We start from the raw sequence: 19,295 nt of genomic DNA on the forward strand, positions 1-19,295 counted from the left end.
AGTCCTTTGTCCGATAAAGAAAAAACCACGCGCATGATCAAGGCCAAAAACATCCAAAAATTTTATGGGGAGCTGCAAGTGCTAAAAGGTGTCGACCTCCACATCGAAAAAAAGGAAATTGTATCGGTCGTCGGAACCTCCGGGGCCGGCAAGACTACTTTGCTGCAGATTTTGGGTACGCTAGACGGGCCTTCGAACCCCGACCAGAGCGAACTGCTGATCGACGGGGTGGCCGTAAATACCTTATCCGACAGAGAACTGGCCCGGTTCCGAAACGCAAATATCGGCTTTATCTTTCAGTTCCATCAGCTGCTGCCGGAATTTACAGCCCTGGAGAATGTCTGTATCCCGGCCTTTATAAAGAACGTCTCCAAAGCTAAAGCGGAGGCCAAGGCCAAGGAACTGCTCGATTTTTTGGGACTTGCGGAGCGCTACGACCATAAGCCGAACGAACTCTCCGGAGGGGAGCAACAGCGGGTAGCCGTGGCGCGTGCCTTGGTCAACGACCCCGCAATCATCTTCGCCGATGAACCGAGCGGTAATCTGGACTCCGAAAGTGCCGACAACCTGCACCGGCTTTTTTTTGACCTACGCGACCAATTCGGACAGACTTTCGTCATCGTTACCCATAATGAGCAACTGGCCGATATGGCAGACCGCAAACTAACCATGGTCGATGGGGTCATCGTGAACAAGGAAGTGGTGGCCTAATGCCAAACTCAAAAAACCGCCTCAAGTTGCCTTAAAAATAGAAGCCCAACACAATTGGAGGTCAGAATTCCGTGAAAAAATCACGATTTAGAATTTTTTAAACGCTATTTAATTCGAAGGGGAAACCATGCTAACGGAAATTTGGGATTTTGTAAAAAATCCGATTTATAAAGAGGATGACACATTTGGTTTTAAGTATCGAATTTCAATTTTTCTCCGACTGTTGGGCTATTCCGTCGCCATAAGTCTCGTTCTTAGCGTGCTGATCGCAATGCTCGAAGCGACCTTCCAAATAAAGCCGGGCGAACATGCTTTGAGCGAAATGCTCGATGAACACGGCTCATTCTACTTCTTTCTTTTTTTGGTCGTCGTAGCGCCTCCGCTTGAAGAATTGATTTTCAGGGGACCGTTGATTTGGTTTAAAAACAGCGGAGCTTTCAAATACGTGTTCTATTTGTTATCCTTGAGCTTCGGCATCGTACATCTCGGCAATTTCGAATCCTTTACCTGGTTCAACCTGCTCTTAATCTTGCCCCAGACCTGCGTGGGCCTAATTTTTGCATTTTTGCGTGTCAGGTTCGATCTGATGTGGGCCGTGGCACTGCACGCATGTTATAACCTTGTCTTAGCGGGCCCGATACTACTAATGAAAATTCTAAACATACCTTTGGAATGACCAAAACAGAACTTAAGGATTTTTTGGATGCCAAGGTCCTGCAATACGAACATCCCAAGTTTCTGGAAAGCGATCCGATACAGATTCCCCATCGCTTCTCCTTAAAAGAGGATATCGAGATCAGCGCCTTTCTGACCGCCACCATTGCCTGGGGCAACCGCAAAAGCATTATCAACAACGCCACCCGGCTAATGAACTTGATGGACAACGCTCCCCATGATTTTGTAACGAACCACGAGGCGCACGACCTGGAACGGTTGACGGATTTTGTGCACCGTACCTTTAATGGGCGGGATGCATCCTACTTTATAACCAGCTTAAAGAACATATACGGACTTCACGGGGGACTCGAAACGGTCTTCGCCATGGAGGCCCCAAAGGGTTTCCAGCAATCCTCCATATCCTCCTTTAAAAAAAAATTCTTCGAGCTTCCCCATCCTGCCCGTACCCAAAAACACGTGAGCGACCCGATGAGAGGTTCCGCTGCGAAGCGTATCAACATGTTTTTAAGATGGATGGTGCGACCCGATGATACAGGGGTGGATTTCGGACTTTGGAAACAAATCGGCACCGACCGTTTATCCTGTCCCCTGGATGTACATTCCGGCAACGTGGCGCGAAAACTTAAACTGCTCCTACGCAAGCAGAACGACGCCAAAGCCGTGGCCGAACTTGATAAAAATCTGCGCAAACTCGACCCCATCGACCCCGTAAAATACGATTTTGCATTATTCGGGTTGGGCGTTTTTGAAAAGTTCTGAAGTAGGAATGACGCAAGGAATAAGGAAGGAATGACGCAAGGAATAAGGAAGGAATGACGAAAGGAAGAAGGACTGAACTATACTTTTGGGCAGGGCGTAGCCCCGTAGTTTATTTTCCCATCCGTAAACCCGTACACTCCTAAACTTTTTCCTAATTTTAGGGCGTATCCATAAAAACCAATTTGATGAACAAGCTTTTCGCCAGTGTCCTGTTGCTATTCTGCTTTAATTTTGCGCTCAATGCGCAACAAAAAGAAGCCCAAAAAACCGATTCCCCCTCGTATTCCGCCTATCAACGGAAAATTCCCATCGATACGGCCATTACCACCCAGCACAGTGTGACCATCAACGGAACCGCCATCGACTATACCGCTACGGCGGGCATGCAGCCCGCATGGGACGAAAAAGGAGAGCCGATTGCGGCCCTGCAGTACACCTATTATACTAGAAACAATGTCAAGGACAGGGCGGCTAGACCTTTGTTGATCTCCTTTAACGGGGGACCGGGTTCGGCCTCGGTCTGGATGCATTTGGCCTATACCGGGCCGCGCATCCTTAAAATCGACGATGAGGGATATCCCGTGCAACCTTATGGGATCAAGGACAATCCCTTTTCGGTGCTGGACGTGACCGATATCGTTTATGTGAATCCGGCCAATACAGGATATTCCAGGACGATTCCTGAAGAATTGGACGAAAAAGGCCGCGAGAAATTCTTCGGTATCAATGCCGATATCGAATATCTGGCGGAATGGCTGAACACTTTTGTTACTCGCCACAACCGCTGGCGATCTCCCAAATACATTGTAGGCGAGAGTTATGGCGGTACCCGGGTCATGGGGCTCTCCCTCGCCCTGCAAAACCAGCAGTGGATGTACCTGAACGGCGTTATCATGGTCTCTCCCGCAGACTATAAGGTCATACGGGTCGGGGGCCCGGTTGCCGACGCCATGAACCTACCCTATTTTACCGCGGCAGCATGGCATCACAAGGTTCTTCCCCCTGAACTTCAGAACAAAGACTTGCTCGATATCCTTCCGGAATCCGAAGAATATACCTTGAACACCTTGATACCCGCTTTGGCCAAAGGTTGGAGTATCGGGGAGAGCGAAAAAAATGCCGTGGCCGAAAAAATGGCCCAATATACCGGGTTGGCCAAAAAGGAAATCCTCGATCAAAATCTGGTCGTCTCCACTTCCTATTTTTGGAAAAATCTTTTGAGGGACAAGGGCGCCTATACCTTGGGAAGGCTCGATAGCCGATATTTAGGTTTTGACAGGCAGGTAGCAGGGATGAAAACGGACTACAATCCCGAGCTGACCTCGTGGCTCCATTCCTTCACCCCGGCCATCAACTATTACTTACAGGAAAAGCTCAATTTCAAGACGGACATCAAGTACAATATGTTCGGACCGGTACATCCGTGGAACAATGAGAACGACAATACCCGTGACGATCTGCGCCAGGCCATGGCCCAGAATCCCTATCTCAACGTACTGATCCAAAGTGGGTACTACGACGGTGCCACCACTTATTTCAATGCCAAGTACACCATGTGGCAGGTCGATCCCAGCGGGCGGATGAAAGATCGCTTCGAATTCAAGGGGTATCGCAGCGGCCACATGATGTACCTGCGGCGCGATGATCTTGAAACGGCCAACAACGACATACGCAAGTTTATCGAACGTACCATCGCGAACGGAGAAAGTGCTAAATATTAATCCGACGCAGGCGATCAAATTTAATAAAACTCAACCGTAGTCGATCTTACCAGAAAAACCGTTTAAGCGAGAATAGCTATAAGCAACCTCATGCAGCCGAAGATTTTCCTGAAAATCCTGACCATAATCCACACGACACTTACGGCGGGCTTGCTGATCTTTGCCATTTTTGCCTATTACCAAAACCAGGATTTTATTGCGCGGATGGACCGGCAGTCCCTTTTCACCTATATCGTACCGATAGTGGCGGCGGCCGGGTATTTTTTAAGCCAATGGATTTTCAAAAAACAATTGGAAGCGATAACAGAGCAAGAGCAGCTTTCCTTGAAACTGGGAAAATACCAGACGGCGTCCATACTCAAATATGCGGTTCTAGAGGGACCGGGACTTTTAGCCTTATTGGCGTATTTGTGGACGGGAAATGCGCTACATTTGGTCATCGCCTTGGCCTTGATCGTTTATTTGTTCGTGCAACGGCCGAACGCTGAAAAAATAAAGCGGGAGTTGCCGCTCAATTTAGAAGAACAAAAGCAATTCGATGAACTCATATAAACCATTTTGATGCGAAACCCCCAGGTCAAGATCGGTCAAGGCGCACTGAACGAACAACTTCGATCCATGCGTACGAGGCATCAAATTCACAAAACCAATTCCCAAATTCCCAAAAGGAAATGAATATGACACTAGCACCGGGAAATTCAGGTCATGGAAATTAACACCACAACCACAACAGTATGAAAAACCTTAGATCTTTTTTACTCGCTTTTTTAATTGGCATCGGCCTTGTAGAAGGTCTATATGGACAAGATTGGGCCAATTTAGAGCAGTTCCGGGAAGCCAACCAGAAACTGGACGCTCCTACCACAGATGAGAATCGTGTGGTTTTTATGGGAAACTCCATTACCATAGGATGGCTGAACAAAAGACCGGAATTTTTTAAGGCGAAACCCTATATCAATCGAGGCATCAGCGGCCAAACCACGCCACAGATGCTGGTCCGTTTTCGACAGGATGTCGTGGACCTCAAGCCCAAAGTTGTCGTTATTCTGGCAGGCACCAATGATATTGCCGGCAATACGGGGCCCTCGACCCTTAAGATGATCGCCGATAATATCAAATCCATGGCCGAGATCGCCACGGCCAACGACATCAAGGTAGTGCTTTCCTCTACCTTACCGGCCTTCGACTATCCGTGGAAACCCGGACTTGGACCCGCACCCAAGATCATCGAGCTCAACAAAATGATCAGGTCCTACGCCGAGGAAAACGGACATGTTTATTTGGACTATTTTTCCGCCATGGCGGACGACCGCAACGGACTTCCCAAAAAATATGCCCACGATGAAGTGCATCCGACCGTCGAAGGCTATAAAGTCATGGAGCCCCTAGTAGAGGAAGCGATTTCCGAGGCTTTGTCGAAATAGAAAGACCGAAACACAGAAGAGTGAGTTCCCGAAACACCGACACGAAAAATAACGACGTCCCGTTGGCACCTACTGAGGGGAAATGGGATACCATCGTCATCGGCTCCGGTGCAGGGGGACTGGCGGCGGCCATCTGCTTGGCGCGTGCGGGTCAAAAAGTGCTGGTGCTGGAGCAACACGATGTTCCCGGAGGCTGGTGCCATAGCTTTTACCTGGACGGACATCGGTTTACCCCGGGCGTTCATTACGTGGGACTTTTGGGAGAAGGCGAAGCCACCAGCAACCTATATCGCGGATTGGGAATAGCCAATGACCTGGTCTTTTTCCGGATGAATCCCGATGCCTACGAGCACGTGCATATCGGTGCTGCACGTTTTGATTATCCCGCTAATTTCGATGCCTTGATCGACCGCCTCTCCCACCGGTTCCCCAAGGAGCGGAAGAACGTCCGCAAGTATCTGGAGTTGACCCGAAAGGTCAGCCGACAACTCTATGCGATGCCCTATCTTAAGGGATTTAGGCAGAAATTGACCCTCCCCTACCGCACCCGGCATTTAGTAAGATACGGGCTCTTCAGCCTAAAACGGGTTATCGGCTGGCATATCAAAAATCCCCTGCTAAAAAACATTCTCAACGTGCAGTGCGGCGACCACGGCGTATCGCCATCCAAGGTACCCTTCGTGCTGCACAGCGCGTTGATGTACCACTATTACCAAGGGGGTTACTACCCCATGGGCGGGGGCGGAGCCTTGATAAAGGCCATGACCAATGCGCTTAAGCGCCATGCCGGGGAAATTCGCACCAGTACCGGGGTACGCGATATTCTCTTAGAGGGCGATCGACAGAAAAAAGCGGTCGGGGTGACGCTGGACAACGGCCAGCAACTTTTCGCCGACCGTATCGTATCGAACGCCGATGTCGGTATCACCTATAACACACTGATAGGTCGGGAAAATTTAAGTTCCAAATTGCAGAAAAAACTTGCAAAGACGAAGTATTCCTGTACCTCGCTGATGCTTTTTTTAACCGTGGACATGGACCTGCGAAAGGCCGGGATGGATTCCGGAAACATTTGGATGATGCCGGAAACTAAAGACGGCGGAGACCCCTTCGAGCAAATTCTAAATGCCGACATCGATCAGGGCGATGCCTTTGAGGCTCTTTTCATCAGCTGTACCACCCTCAAAGATCCCACGAGTTTCGACGGAAGGCACCATAGCATCGAAGCCATAACCTTTATCGATTACCAAGCTTTCGAAAAATACAAAAACGAGGATGCAGAGCGCTCCCAAGCGTATTTGGATTTTAAGGAACGGCTCACTCAAAAAATGATCAAAGGGCTTGAAAAGGCCATCCCCGGCATCAGTGAACATATTGTACACCAAGACTTGGGCACGCCTATTACCAACGAATACTATATCAATACCACCGACGGCAACGTGTACGGCACCGAAAAAAGCCTCCAACATATCGGTCCCTTTGCCTTCAAGGCCAAAAGCGAAATCGAGAACCTGCACCTCTGCGGGTCCAGCATTCTGTCACATGGGGTTGCCGGGGCCTCACATTCGGGAGTAGCCACCGCCGCCCAGATTTTAGGATGCCATCCCGATGAACTGAAAGCCCCGCCGGAAAATCAGCATCTAAGGATCTATGAGGCCGAAGATGCATCCGAGTATCCGGATTGGATGGTCAAAAAGATAAAGGTCAAACGCGCTCGGGGGACATCCAAAGTAAAAAAACAGTGAAAATGGCATCGTTTATGTACAATACTGCGAGGGTTTGTACGTTCCAATCGAGTGTAGGAGTGTCCCTACCCCAGCAGGACTTATTTCCCTATGAAAAAAGAATGCCATACTTTTACGTCCAATTAAAACTATCATCCAAACGAATACCTGTTTAAAATATCCCCTAAAATCGATATTACCATGATGAAAAAATACGTACTCCCCCTACTTTTTATTCTCTGTGCGTCCGTTAGCCTGCATGCCCAAAGAAAAAGTGAGCTGTTCGACCGAATCGATAACCTGAGAGCGCAATTGGATTCCCTGAACTCAGAACTGCTGAACGCCCGCAAAGACGAAAGGGTAGCCCAGACCCGGGCCGCATCCTTCGAAGCCCAGGTGACAGAACTGCAAGAGACCAACAACAGTCTGATGGCCAACCTCACCGACTTTACGACAGTCTCCACAAAAAATTCGGATATCGCGAACAGTGCCATCAGAAGTCTTCGGGCGACCGAGGCCAAACTGGGATCGATCAAATCGGCTATCTCCAGTAACGACTCCACCATCATCGTAGTGTTGACCAACGTAAAACAGACCTTGGGAGAGAATGCAAGGATTGCCGTAACGAACGGCACCGTCGTTGTCTCCTCCGATCTGGAAAGTCTTTTTGGAAACGATACGGACACTACCCTGACCCCCGAAGCGGAAATTTGGACGGAAAAAATAGCCGACGTGCTGAAGGCCAATCCCACCACTGCTGTGGATATCGAGGGACTAAGCATGACCGGGAATCTCAATGTACCCGCCCTACAGGCCCTGAAAATCTCCACCGTACTACAGAATAAATTCGCCATCGACCCCGAGCGAATCACGACCGTGGGCAAGGACGGAAACCTGAAGGAAGGGATACAGGTGAAAATACATCCTAAATTCGACGATTTCTATCTGATGGTGCGGGAAGAAATGAAAAACTGACATAATTTTTATAAAATTCCTTCGTTTTACATCCAGAGCTCGACTTGAGTTCACGGTAATCAATAATACACTATATGTCCGGAGAAGGAATTTTGCAAATGTTCGGTTTTTTGCTCCCCGCAGTAGTTACCGGGGTAGTCGCCTTTTACTTTTTTAAGCTGCACACCAAGAACGAGGACGGTCGCCGTCGCTTTCTGCTGCATAAAGATACCCAGAAGAACACCCTCCCTATCCGGCTCCAGGCCTACGAGCGGATGGCGTTATTTTTGGAACGGATTTCCATTGCCAGTCTCGTGGTACGGGTCGCGCCCAAATCTACGGATAAAAATGCCTATGAGTCCCTGCTGATAAAAAGTATCGAAAACGAGTTCGACCACAACCTATCGCAGCAGATATATATGACCGACGCGTGTTGGAATATTATCAAGGCTGCCAAAAATGCCACCGTGCAGATGATCCGAAAGGCCGCCATGAGTGAAACGGATTCGGCGGACAAGCTTCGCGAGGACATCCTGACCCAGACGATGGACAAGGAATCGCCCTCCGCCACGGCATTGGCCTTTGTCAAAAAAGAGATTGCGGATTTGTGGTAAAGGAAGTTTAGGAGTGTATACGTTGATTAGTGTATAAACACAGCTACCGGTTGTCTACCGAACGGCAACTGCCGATTGTAACTGCCCCTGCCAACTATTTGACTTCCGGTTCGATCTGGTTCAGTTCGGTATTTTTGTGCTTGGCGAAATTGCGCCCACTCTCCCACCACGCGGTCATCTTGGCTTTATCGAAAATCAGGGAATTCGTAGTGAGTACCGTCGGAGTGTAGTAAAAATTGATGATGGCGTCGTTGTGGTTGGCCACATACTTCCCAATCCTGATATTCTGATTTTCGATACGGTCAAGCATAAACTCAAAAATAGAGGTCATCAGTGAAAAGGGATTTTTTGAGGGAAGCCGATTCAAATGGCTTACCTCCGTTTGTAGGATAATAACGTCCACTTCCGTCGCCCCACGTTTAATGGCCTCTTCGATAGGCACCATATTTCCCAAGCCGCCATCGGCATATTCGCAACCGTTTTTACGGACGAGGGTCATGAACGGGGTATAGTTGCAGGAAATCCAGATCCATTCACAGAACTCCTCGTAATCGTAATCGTCGATACTCTTATACTCCACTTGGTTCAACGAGAGGTTGGAGACCGTTACAACAATTTCTTTTGGACCCTTTTTCAGGGTATCGAACTCCTCCTGGGTCAGCGTTTCCTTGATTAGTTTGTGAAGGTTGTGGCTTTCCCCGAATGTCTTACTTCCGTTATAGAAATTCTTCAGCACGTTCCAATGGTTGATACCGATGGTGTTCACCCCGTGTTTCTTTTGGACGGTAAAGGGGCAATTGCTGAAAATACTATCTTGATCCACCGAGGTATAAGCCTTTTTGATCTTATCGATTTTTTGCAGGGCCAGATGCGAGATCAACAGGCTGCCGGTCGAAGTGCCCAAGAACAGATCGTAGGTATGATGCAGCTCTTGCATCAAGTATTGGGCAACCCCGCCCGCAAAAGCCCCTTTGCTGCCCCCGCCCGAAATGACCAATGCTCTCATAGTATTATGGTTGTTAGTTGTTATTTGTTGGTTGTCGGTTGTCGGTTTGATTTGTATGTGCCGTTAGCTAGTGACCAATGAACAGTGTTCGGTGCTCGATTGGCCGTTCATTTCTTATTTCGATAGAACCGTTCTCAAAACATAGCTCACCGGTCGCAGTTCGTCACTGACAGTCCGGCGTCCACAATTCAAAACCCGCACTTACCGTTTCCTTTTCTCCGTGCCAAGTCCGCACTACTCAATACGAAGTACTCAATACGAAGTACTCAGTACTCAGTACTATCCAAATAACGTAAATCTTCCTCCTTTAGTTCCATCGATAAAATTTCCACCCGTTTTTTATATTCCGGATCTTGTATCAGTTCATCCAACAGCCTGCGTGCAAAATTCCTGAACTGCCAAGCGTGATGGTCTGTCGCCTGAAGCAAGTCCTTTAGGTTTTGATCGGTAAACCCGAAAACTTCCTTCAGGTAAAAAAAGGCGCCCTGTCGGACCTCAAAGGAATATTGCGGCGCGGTGTACCCGCTCAATTCATCGAAATAGGCCTTAGTTTCGCTCCCCTGGTAGTCTTCTGTCAGTATGGCCAAGGTCAGCCATAAAAGGCGCAGATTTTTGTTGGGGAGTCCCGTTAAACCCTTGGTCTTATCCAAATAGTTCTTTTTGTCCTGTGGATAGGTCTGCCACAGTTTGATCAAAGCGTTTTCTTGGGTCACGTAGCTACGGTCGTTCAAGAGGGACTCAAAAGCGGCTTTCGGATACACTTTGATATCGGGGACGGTGGACAAGGCTTGCCTTAGGGGGACCGAATCGGAGGCAAAAGCGGCTTCTATCATCTTGTCGGGAAGGGCAGATCCATGCTTTTCAAGGATGTATTTTTTAAGATGGATGGATGGGCCGGCGTTCCAGTATTCGGCGTAGTCGATAGCGTCATCCGGTTCTTTCTCAAGCTCCTGCTCCATTTTAAAAAGTAGCCGTAAGGATGCAGAATGCCGGGCCAGGCTTTGTTTTGCCTTTTCAAAGGGGATGGATCGGCTATCGAGCCATTCCATCTTAAAATCGGACAGGTCCCTGCCGGATACGCTTTCCATGGTTTTCAAAAACTCGGAGACCCTGGCATTTCTAAAACGGTACTTTTTCAGATAGGTTTGGATGCCTTTGCGGAAGGCCTTGTCCCCCAACTGCTCCCTAAGCATATAAACGGCCCAGGCCCCTTTTTCGTAGAAGGTCAGGCTACTGGCTTTCGGGTTGAGTAGGCTTTCCCCCTTATCCTTGTCGAACTGTTCCTGGAGCTGCGTCAATGAGGCATACAGTTTCCAATGGAAATGATCGTCCCCGAAAACCTTCTTTTCCGACAGGTAGGCGTAATAAGTGGCGATCCCTTCGTGCAACCAATGATGGCGGGCGCTCTTTTCAGTAACCAGGTTCCCAAACCATTGGTGGGCCAATTCGTGGGCGTTGACGTTCACATAGTTTTTATCGACGAAGGCAATGGAGTCGATGACATAGCCATCCGAAAAAATCGTAGTGCCCGTATTCTCCATCCCGGCATAGAGAAAATCGTGGACGGGAACCTGTTTATAGTTCCCCCACGGGTAAGACACCCCGATCTCGTCCTCCAAAAAATCGAAAATCACTTTGCTGTAGCGATAGGTAGGCTCGACCCGTAGGCTGTCCTTCGGATAAAAATAGTTCGTCAAGGGAACTCCGCTGTCCGAATGCAGCTGCTGTTTGTCGTAGTTTCCGATGGCAAATGCCAACAGATAGCTGCTCATGGGATGTTGCATATCGAACCGCCAGGTCTTTATTTTTGTGAAATCGGGTTTCGTATCTACTGGCATCCTGTTGACAATCACTTCACTGGCTGCCGTTTGAGAGCTGTCAGCCCCAACGGCATTTTCGGCAGTCGGCATTCTTCGGTCAGTCACTTCATTGACGGCATTTAGCATCCTGCTGACCGGGTTCGGCATCCCGCTTCCAATAGTGTCATTGTCAACTGTCGGCGTCCCGCTGGCAATAACCTCGTACGCGGCATCAAAGCGGATACGAAGGTCGAACTCCACCTTCTCTTCCATGGCATCGAAGCTGGGCAGCCAATGGCTGGTGTATTTGCCCTGGCCTTGGGTCCAGATCTGCTCATTGTCCACAACATCATCGTCCCATCCGAAGAAATAGACCGTCTGCTTTGGGATGCAAGAATATTTAAGATGGAGCTGATGTTTCTCGCCTTTTTCAAGTCTTTTGGAAATGGTAATCTTGGAGCCGGAGTTGGAGTATGCCATCTTTTTTCCATCCAAAAGCACAGCGGAGAAATCCATCTGATGCGCATCCAGAAAGACGGAATCAACATCCTCTAACACCTCGAAATCGTACGTAACGGTTCCATCGATCCGCTTGTGTTCCGGCAAGGGAGTCAGGAAAACATCCCCCCGAATAAAATCAACCTTCTCCTGATGCTGGGTGATTCCAAACGTACAGTCCAGCACCAGCAGCGATACAAACAACCATTTCATACTACAAATATAGGAGTGTTTTGGTCGACCAGCCTAAAAAAGAGCGTGATGCTACCAATCTGTATCCTTTACATTGTAAGGTTTGCACGTCAAGCACCGAACTCTTAATTTTAGCCCGATGAACGCCAATTTGCTACAGACCCCGATTGCCTATCTCAAAGGTGTAGGTCCAAACCGGGCAGAAGCCCTGCAATCTGAATTGGGCGTGCAGACATTTCAAGACCTGCTGAACCTCTTTCCCAACCGGTACATCGACAAGACTCAGTATTACAAAATAGCACAGTTGCAGCGCAGCAACGCCGATGTACAGATTCTGGGGAAAATTTTACATGTCAAGACCGTAGAACAGAAAAAAGGCAAGCGGTTGGTCGCCACTTTTGTGGACGATAGCGGGCAAATGGAACTGGTCTGGTTCCGGGGCCAAAAATGGATTAGGGAAAACCTAAAACTGAACACCCCCTACGTTATCTTCGGAAAATGCAACTGGTACAACGGTCAGTTCTCCATGCCCCATCCGGAAATGGAACTGCTCAGTGAGCATAAAAAGGGACTCAAAGTTGCGATGCAACCGGTCTATCCATCCACCGAAAAATTAAGCAATAAGGGCATCACCAACCGGGCCATCAACAAACTGATACAGCAACTGTTCTTGGAGACCCGTGGCAAATTTTCCGAGACCCTCTCCCCCGCCCTCCTGCACGAACTAAAGCTGTTGCCAAAGAGCGAGGCCATGTTCAACATCCACTTTCCGAAAAACCAGCGGCTGTTGGCCAGGGCGCAGTTCCGCCTAAAGTTCGAGGAACTATTTTACATTCAGATACAGCTACTTTCCAAAAAGATGCTGCGCAAACAAAAGATAAAGGGCTTTAATTTCGATCAGGTCGGAACCCTTTTCAATGAATTTTACGCCAAGCACCTTCCCTTTGAGCTTACCGACGCCCAGAAGAGGGTCATCAGGGAAATCCGTTCCGATTTGGGAAGCAATGCCCAGATGAACCGCCTATTACAGGGCGACGTCGGCTCGGGCAAGACCATCGTGGCCGTGATGATCATGCTACTCGCCATCGATAACGGCTTCCAGGCCTGCCTGATGGCACCCACAGAAATCCTCGCCAACCAGCATTATGCCGGTATCGCTGAACTGCTCGAAGGTACCGGCGTCACCATTGCCCTACTGACGGGTTCCGTTACGAAATCCGTTCGAAGGCCAATCCACGAACAGCTCGAAAGCGGGGAACTGCAGATTCTCATCGGCACCCACGCCCTGTTGGAGGACAAGGTGCAATTCAAGAATTTGGGACTGGCGATAGTCGATGAGCAGCATCGCTTCGGCGTAGCACAGCGTTCCAAGCTATGGCATAAGAACGAGATTCCCCCACATATTTTGGTCATGACCGCTACCCCCATTCCCCGTACCCTGGCCATGAGCCTGTACGGGGACCTTGATATTTCCGTAATCGACGAACTCCCTCCCGGCAGGAAATCCATCAAGACCGTGCACCGTTTCGATTCCAATCGACTGAAAGTATTCCGTTTTATCCGGGACGAAATCAAGAAAGGGAGGCAGATATATATTGTCTATCCCTTAATACAGGAATCCGAGGCCATGGATTATAAGGATTTGATGGACGGCTACGAAAGTATCGTCCGCGATTTTCCCCTTCCCGATTATCAAATATCCATCGTTCACGGGCAGATGAAACCAGCGGACAAAGATTATGAGATGGAGCGGTTCGTAAAGGGCGAGACCCAGATCATGGTCGCCACCACGGTAATCGAAGTCGGTGTCAACGTGCCCAATGCCTCCGTCATGATCATCGAAAGCGCCGAGCGCTTCGGCCTTTCGCAGCTGCACCAGTTACGAGGTCGCGTAGGACGCGGCGCCGAGCAGAGCTACTGCATCCTGATGACAGGGCATAAGCTCTCCTCCGAGGCCAAGACCCGCTTGCAGACCATGGTCCAAACCAACGACGGCTTTGAGATCGCCGAAGTCGATTTACGCCTGCGCGGCCCCGGCAACATCATGGGCACCCAACAAAGCGGAGTGCTCAACCTAAAAATCGCCGACATTATAAAGGACAACGACATTTTGAAGTCCGCCCGCCATTACGCCATCCAGCTATTAAAGAAAGACCCGGGGCTAGAGCACCCCGACAATTTGGTCGTCCGGCACACCTACGCGCAACTTGTCAAGTACAAAAATATTTGGAACTATATTAGTTGAGCCGTTGGTCTTCGCTTTCGATACGCTCAGGGACGACCAACTAAAACGCTTTCACCCAAAACGGATAAAAAACAAGAAAACATGATGTTATCCGACATTGTAAAGGGATAAATCGTTAGTTTTATTGTGGTATAACCAGTTACCACACATTTCAAGCGGATTTAAAAATTATAGTTTGGGAGAAACGAAAAAACGGAGTTCAATTGGGCTTGAAGATATGAAAATAATCTTCAGCTTGAAATCGAAATAAACCAAATGATCCACCTGATAGTCGGAAATACGGGTTCCGGAAATACAACATACTCATCGGAATTGAAAGAAAAAACGAACGGAATTATATTTTCGATCGACAAGTGGAACAACACACTGTTTCTTCCCGATAAGAAACCGACCGATGGCCTTGAGTGGTTCCTCGAAAAAATCAACAGAGCGGAAGAAATAATAATGGGTCTAGTTCAACAGTTGGAAAACTCAAACACTGACTCTATCCTGGACTTGGGACTATCCAAATTCGAGCATCGAGAAAAATTTAGAAAATTCGCGGATCTGAACGGCTACCAAATAAAAACCCACTTTTTGGACATTCCAAAAGAAACCCGATTGGAGAGGGTAATGAAAAGAAACGATAGCCAAGGAGCTACATTCGAGTTCGAGGTAACCATGGAGAATTTTGAATTTATGGAAAATTGGTTCGAGAGACCAACTGATGAAGAAATGGTAGGAACAAAGGTCATTACGGAATGAGAACGAGCGGAAATTATGAAATCTTCGTTATCGTTTGAACGAAATCCCAACAAAGAAAGAACGGACATTACGCAAGTAGCAGGAATCGATATTCGGTCGGATTAAAAAGCACGAAAACAGAACTCAAGCGGAATCGAATTCACAGCTAAGGGAGACAAAACGTGTGGTAATCGAGTAGACGGGTGGCGACCATTAGGTCGCCACCCGTCTACTCATCGTCAGACCTGTTCTTGTTTCGAGGGGCCATCCACCAAGGCGGATTCCTTCCCGAATTAAGAACCAATTCACGTTCGATCTTTCCTCACCCGTGAGACCTCTAGGGCACTGCCCTCAAAATGTGGAAAATGCATAAATGTACCGAAATCAATTATTTGACGCAGATTATTCCAATGGAAAATTACTGCTTTCTTATTGGGGTAAAAGGTCTTTTGATCAAATCAATATCAGTGGAAAACGTCAAATGATTCTTCAACAAAGAGAACCTATTATACCTCATTGAATAGCATTTTGGATCAAAAATAAATTGTTATTTTCATCCAAGTTGATTTTTGACGGAAGTACCCCTAAGCCTCACTTGATACTACTTGACGCAAAAAATAATCAGAGCGCAATATGGAGCACACAATAAAAAAACGCATTTTTTTTGGAGCTTTGGTCTCGCTGCTGTCGTTTCAATTTGGGTTAGCTCAAATAAAAAGCGAAACAGATGTTAACTCAATAAATACAATATTGTTTAAGGTAACTTCGTCCAATAACGATCACGTATCTTACCTATTTGGAACCCACCACGCCTTTGGAAAAGTATTTTTTGACTCATTAACATTAGCTAATCAGGCCCTTGCATCCAGTGAATTGTTGATAAAGGAAAACCTTAACATTCCTGGGCAAATGGCTGAGGACGTTATTAATAGCAGAGCTGTTGTTACTCGATGGAATAAATTTTTAAATAAGGACAACTTGTCCTACATCAAAACACTTTTCGCTAAAAGCCCTACCGATTATAACAAAATGACGCCTACTGAAATGTATGTCTTTCTTAATAGACATTTTAAACAGCGAGTTTGTTTAGGCAACAACCCAAATGACACGTTTCTATCTTTAGATGATTACATAGCAACCAAGGCAGTTGAACAAAACATAGAACTTTTCGGGCTTGAAACTACAAAAGAACAGATAGATTTAATAAACAAAGATGTTGAGGGAATGCCCCGAAGAAACCATAAACGGAGACTCGCGAACATCATTAAAAAAATTAAAACCCAAAATGTAAACGACTGCGGAGAACTCAATTGGTATTCAAAAATGGAGATAGACTATCAACTGAACGAACCTTGTAGAAATGCACTTCTTTTGACAGATAGAAACGATAGGTGGATAAAAGAAATAAGTAATTTATTTCAAAAAAAGAACTGTTTTATGGCGGTCGGGTTAAGTCACTTCATGTACGAATGCGGCTTGATTAACCAATTAACAGAACTTGGCTACACTATTACGCGAATAGAAGTAAAATAAAAACTAACGCCAATAACCAAGCGTTTGTAGCCTTCCCGTTTTTAGGACAGTGCTAAATTCGACAAATTTTTTTTGAAGAAAATTAAAAAAATTGGCTCGTGCTTAACCGGAAAGTTATCCCTAATTTGCACGCTGCGAGCCAAGAACAATCTCGCCGCTAAGCATGCCAAAGATGCATACAGATAATTTAAAAAATCGGCTGAATGAAATTTTCTTATTATTAGGAGAATTGGAATTATTGAGAAGTGATATAAAACATCTTTCCAATGGAAAAGAAGATTATTTCCAAGGTGCAGTAGGAAAGTCAAGATTTTTACATCGAACTTATAAGAACTGCATTAAACTGCTAATCATTGACGCCAATAAAATTCTATCTCCAAACGAACATTTTGGACTTTTTAAGACAATTAATTTTTGTCTGACCAATAGAAATAAAATTAAATGGACAGAAATTCCAAGTTTAGATAATTTAAAAGAATTACAAATACAAATTAATTGGTTGATTGAACAGCATCTTCAAAGGATAAAAAATTATCGGGATAAATATTATGTGCATCTTGATAAGGATAAAGATAAATTTCAATATGATTTAAAGCTTAAGGATGTATACGCAACCATTGATGAAAGCCAGGCGATTTTTGGTTCTTTAAATTCGTACTTGAATGGTTCTGGAGTTTATTTTTCTATTTGGGAGCAACCTCCCCAGGAATTGATAAACTTATATAAATACAATCTGATCCGAAAGGGCATAACGGATAAAATTCTTGGCGGTAAATATTCAAAAGAAACTGAGCAGTATTGGAATATAATTAGGTAAAAGGTCAGCGTAGAACAATTAATAACACAAATCGCGCAACGGGCTATTTGTCAATAGCAAATAGGGCGCTAAGTAGTAAAGAAACTTCTGCTTTGAAGATTTTAACTTGGAATTGTAATGGAGCATTAAGGAATAAGTTTGAACATTTATCGTCCTTTAAAGCCGATATTCATGTAATTCAAGAATGTGAGAATCCGGTCGAAATCAAACATGACAAATACAGGAAGTGGGCAGAAAACCATTGTTGGATTGGAGATAGCAAGAATAGAGGAATCGGAATTTTTGCCGACAAAAGCATAAAATTGGACAAGCTAAATTGGTCAGACTGTTATGAAGGTCAAAAAGTAAAACATTTCTTACCCTGCCGAATAAATCGCGATTTTAATTTATTGGCCGTTTGGACTCATAAAAACAATGCCCCCACGTTTGGATATATCGGACAATTATGGAAATATATCCAAGTAAATAAAGCAAACTTCAAAAATAGTCTAATTCTAGGGGATTTCAATAGCAACGTCTTCTGGGACAAACGGAGTAGATGGTGGAACCACTCGGACGTTGTTCGGGAACTCAAAAAAATTGGTATTGAAAGCCTGTATCACAAATATTGGTCTGAAGAACAAGGTAAAGAAACTCGGCCTACCCTTTTTCTTCAGAGAAACTTATTAAAACCCTATCACATCGATTATGTCTTTGGGAGTAAGGAATTTCAAAACGCTCTAAAGAAAATGGAGGTCGGAGATGTAAATAAATGGCTTAAATTCAGCGATCATTTACCAATAACTTGTGAATTCGCACCAGACTTAACGCTTGCCAATACCCTTAATGAAAATATAGCGCCTAAGTAATGGCTGCAATTGCTAGGAGTTGCTTGGAAGACCGACAATCACTCCTTCTTAGATGCTGGCTTTGGCCAGCCCTCGTAGGGAGCAACCTGAGCGAGTACTTTAAAAGTAACGATTTCACCGTCGCAATCATAAGAAGGATGCAACAGCATCACTGAACAAGCAAATGACAAATTTCGATGGATTACAATCTTAAGTAAATATCCTAATAACCAAGACGTGTAATGGTATCGCTAATAACTGAGTGTTCCTGTGGACGACACAACCCATATCAAAGTGGTAAGGCTACATTTTGAACTAATATTAGTGTGAAAAAATTACTATGTGTGCATTAAGTGTGCAATTATGAAAAAATAAAAAACCCAATACATTGATAGTTAATGTACTGGGTGTTTAATAAGCGGAGGAAGAGGGATTCGAACCCCCGGAGGTGTGACCCTCGCTGGTTTTCAAGACCAGTGCATTCGACCGCTCTGCCATTCCTCCATACTACTACTAAGGTACCAAGATGGTTACTGCATTACAGGCCAACTTGGCGGGTGCAAATATAGAAAGCTTTTTCGTACCGATAAACCTTTTTTTCGATTTTATATAAGTTCGTCAACAGAGGAAACAATTTACTCACGTCTAAAGGTCAAATTCCCTAAATTGCCGAAATGCAACTTCCCTTGGTCAGCATCCTTATTCCTTTTAAGAATACCGAACGGTTTTTAAATGATTGTCTGGATTCAATCCGTATCCAATCCTACGAAAATTGGGAGGTACTAGCGGTAAACGACCACTCCACCGACCATAGCTTATCTCTCGTCCATGGCTATGCTGACAATGACAATCGAATCAAAGTGTTTCAAAATGAAGGCAAGGGAATAATCCACGCCCTCCGCACGGCTTACGGTAAAAGCAGCGGCCTGCTCATCACCCGTATGGATTCCGACGATATCATGCTCCCCAATAAATTACAGGTCATGGTTGATTCCCTTCGCAGAAATGGGAGCGGCCACCTGGCGGTCGGTCAAGTAGAATATTTCTCCCATCGGGGGGTTAGTGACGGC

The 19,295-nt window shown here is 46.2% G+C and carries 17 protein-coding genes and 1 tRNA gene; 15 read left to right on the plus strand and 3 right to left on the minus strand.

The features are described 5' to 3' along the window. The first annotated feature begins 33 nt into the window (after positions 1–33). The 9 genes from RQM65_RS18760 (at position 34) to RQM65_RS18800 (ending at position 8,585) form a co-directional block, all read left to right on the plus strand. Complete coding sequence (locus tag RQM65_RS18760; protein ID WP_314017257.1) at positions 34–711, plus strand: ABC transporter ATP-binding protein; 678 nt, start codon at positions 34–36, stop codon at positions 709–711. A 127-nt stretch (positions 712–838) separates the two neighbouring features. After that, positions 839–1,387 carry a CPBP family intramembrane glutamic endopeptidase gene (locus tag RQM65_RS18765; RefSeq protein WP_314017231.1) on the plus strand — a complete coding sequence of 183 codons (549 nt, stop codon included), beginning with the start codon at positions 839–841 and terminating at the stop codon, positions 1,385–1,387. Then, on the plus strand, positions 1,384–2,148 hold the full coding sequence (locus RQM65_RS18770; protein WP_314017233.1) for a TIGR02757 family protein: 765 nt from the start codon (positions 1,384–1,386) through the stop codon (positions 2,146–2,148). Before RQM65_RS18765 ends, RQM65_RS18770 begins: the two co-directional genes overlap by 4 nt. Positions 2,149–2,333: 185 nt before the next feature. Beyond that, positions 2,334–3,869: a S10 family peptidase gene (locus RQM65_RS18775; protein ID WP_314017234.1), complete on the plus strand. Its 1,536-nt coding sequence runs from the start codon at positions 2,334–2,336 to the stop codon at positions 3,867–3,869. Between the two features lie 90 nt (positions 3,870–3,959). Then, on the plus strand, positions 3,960–4,421 hold the full coding sequence (locus RQM65_RS18780; protein ID WP_314017235.1) for a hypothetical protein: 462 nt from the start codon (positions 3,960–3,962) through the stop codon (positions 4,419–4,421). 182 nt (positions 4,422–4,603) lie between these two features. Further along, positions 4,604–5,293, plus strand: coding sequence for an SGNH/GDSL hydrolase family protein (locus RQM65_RS18785; protein WP_314017237.1), 690 nt, complete (start codon positions 4,604–4,606; stop codon positions 5,291–5,293). Between the two features lie 20 nt (positions 5,294–5,313). Further along, a complete protein-coding gene (locus RQM65_RS18790) occupies positions 5,314–7,038 on the plus strand; it encodes a phytoene desaturase family protein (protein ID WP_314017238.1) in 1,725 nt (574 codons plus the stop codon). A 180-nt stretch (positions 7,039–7,218) separates the two neighbouring features. After that, positions 7,219–7,992: an OmpA family protein gene (locus RQM65_RS18795; RefSeq protein ID WP_314017239.1), complete on the plus strand. Its 774-nt coding sequence runs from the start codon at positions 7,219–7,221 to the stop codon at positions 7,990–7,992. 74 nt (positions 7,993–8,066) lie between these two features. Continuing rightward, positions 8,067–8,585, plus strand: a complete 519-nt coding sequence (locus tag RQM65_RS18800) for a DUF7935 family protein (RefSeq protein WP_314017241.1) — start codon at positions 8,067–8,069, stop codon at positions 8,583–8,585. A gap of 94 nt (positions 8,586–8,679) precedes the next feature. Here RQM65_RS18800 and RQM65_RS18805 read toward each other — a convergent pair whose 3' ends face one another. Next, entirely contained in the window at positions 8,680–9,591 is a 912-nt protein-coding gene (locus tag RQM65_RS18805) for a patatin-like phospholipase family protein (protein ID WP_314017242.1), read from the minus strand. Positions 9,592–9,857: 266 nt separating this feature from the next. Next, positions 9,858–12,101 (minus strand): M1 family metallopeptidase, encoded by a 2,244-nt coding sequence (locus RQM65_RS18810; RefSeq protein WP_314017244.1) that lies wholly within the window; start codon positions 12,099–12,101, stop codon positions 9,858–9,860. Positions 12,102–12,219: 118 nt separating this feature from the next. Here RQM65_RS18810 and recG point away from each other — a divergent pair, with 118 nt between their 5' ends. The 5 genes from recG to RQM65_RS18835 all read left to right on the plus strand — a co-directional run bounded on the left by recG (position 12,220) and on the right by RQM65_RS18835 (position 18,246). Further along, the gene (gene recG, locus RQM65_RS18815; protein WP_314017246.1) at positions 12,220–14,325 is read left to right on the plus strand and encodes an ATP-dependent DNA helicase RecG; all 2,106 of its coding nucleotides are present in this window, start codon (positions 12,220–12,222) and stop codon (positions 14,323–14,325) included. 255 nt (positions 14,326–14,580) lie between these two features. Further along, positions 14,581–15,069, plus strand: coding sequence for a P-loop nucleotide/nucleoside kinase family protein (locus RQM65_RS18820; protein WP_314017247.1), 489 nt, complete (start codon positions 14,581–14,583; stop codon positions 15,067–15,069). 612 nt (positions 15,070–15,681) lie between these two features. Next, positions 15,682–16,581, plus strand: a complete 900-nt coding sequence (locus RQM65_RS18825; RefSeq protein WP_314017249.1) for a TraB/GumN family protein — start codon at positions 15,682–15,684, stop codon at positions 16,579–16,581. Between the two features lie 172 nt (positions 16,582–16,753). Further along, the gene (locus RQM65_RS18830) at positions 16,754–17,398 is read left to right on the plus strand and encodes a hypothetical protein (protein ID WP_314017250.1); all 645 of its coding nucleotides are present in this window, start codon (positions 16,754–16,756) and stop codon (positions 17,396–17,398) included. Between the two features lie 92 nt (positions 17,399–17,490). Next, positions 17,491–18,246, plus strand: coding sequence for an endonuclease/exonuclease/phosphatase family protein (locus RQM65_RS18835; protein ID WP_314011809.1), 756 nt, complete (start codon positions 17,491–17,493; stop codon positions 18,244–18,246). Between the two features lie 398 nt (positions 18,247–18,644). On the opposite strand, the gene RQM65_RS18840 is transcribed toward RQM65_RS18835, so the two are convergent. Beyond that, positions 18,645–18,729, minus strand: a tRNA-Ser gene (locus RQM65_RS18840). A gap of 170 nt (positions 18,730–18,899) precedes the next feature. Between RQM65_RS18840 and RQM65_RS18845 the strand changes: the two genes are divergently transcribed. Then, a partial coding sequence (locus RQM65_RS18845) for a glycosyltransferase family 2 protein (RefSeq protein ID WP_314017251.1) occupies positions 18,900–19,295 on the plus strand: 396 nt, incomplete at its 3' end.

Source organism: Pricia mediterranea, assembly GCF_032248455.1.
GTDB lineage: Bacteria > Bacteroidota > Bacteroidia > Flavobacteriales > Flavobacteriaceae > Pricia > Pricia mediterranea.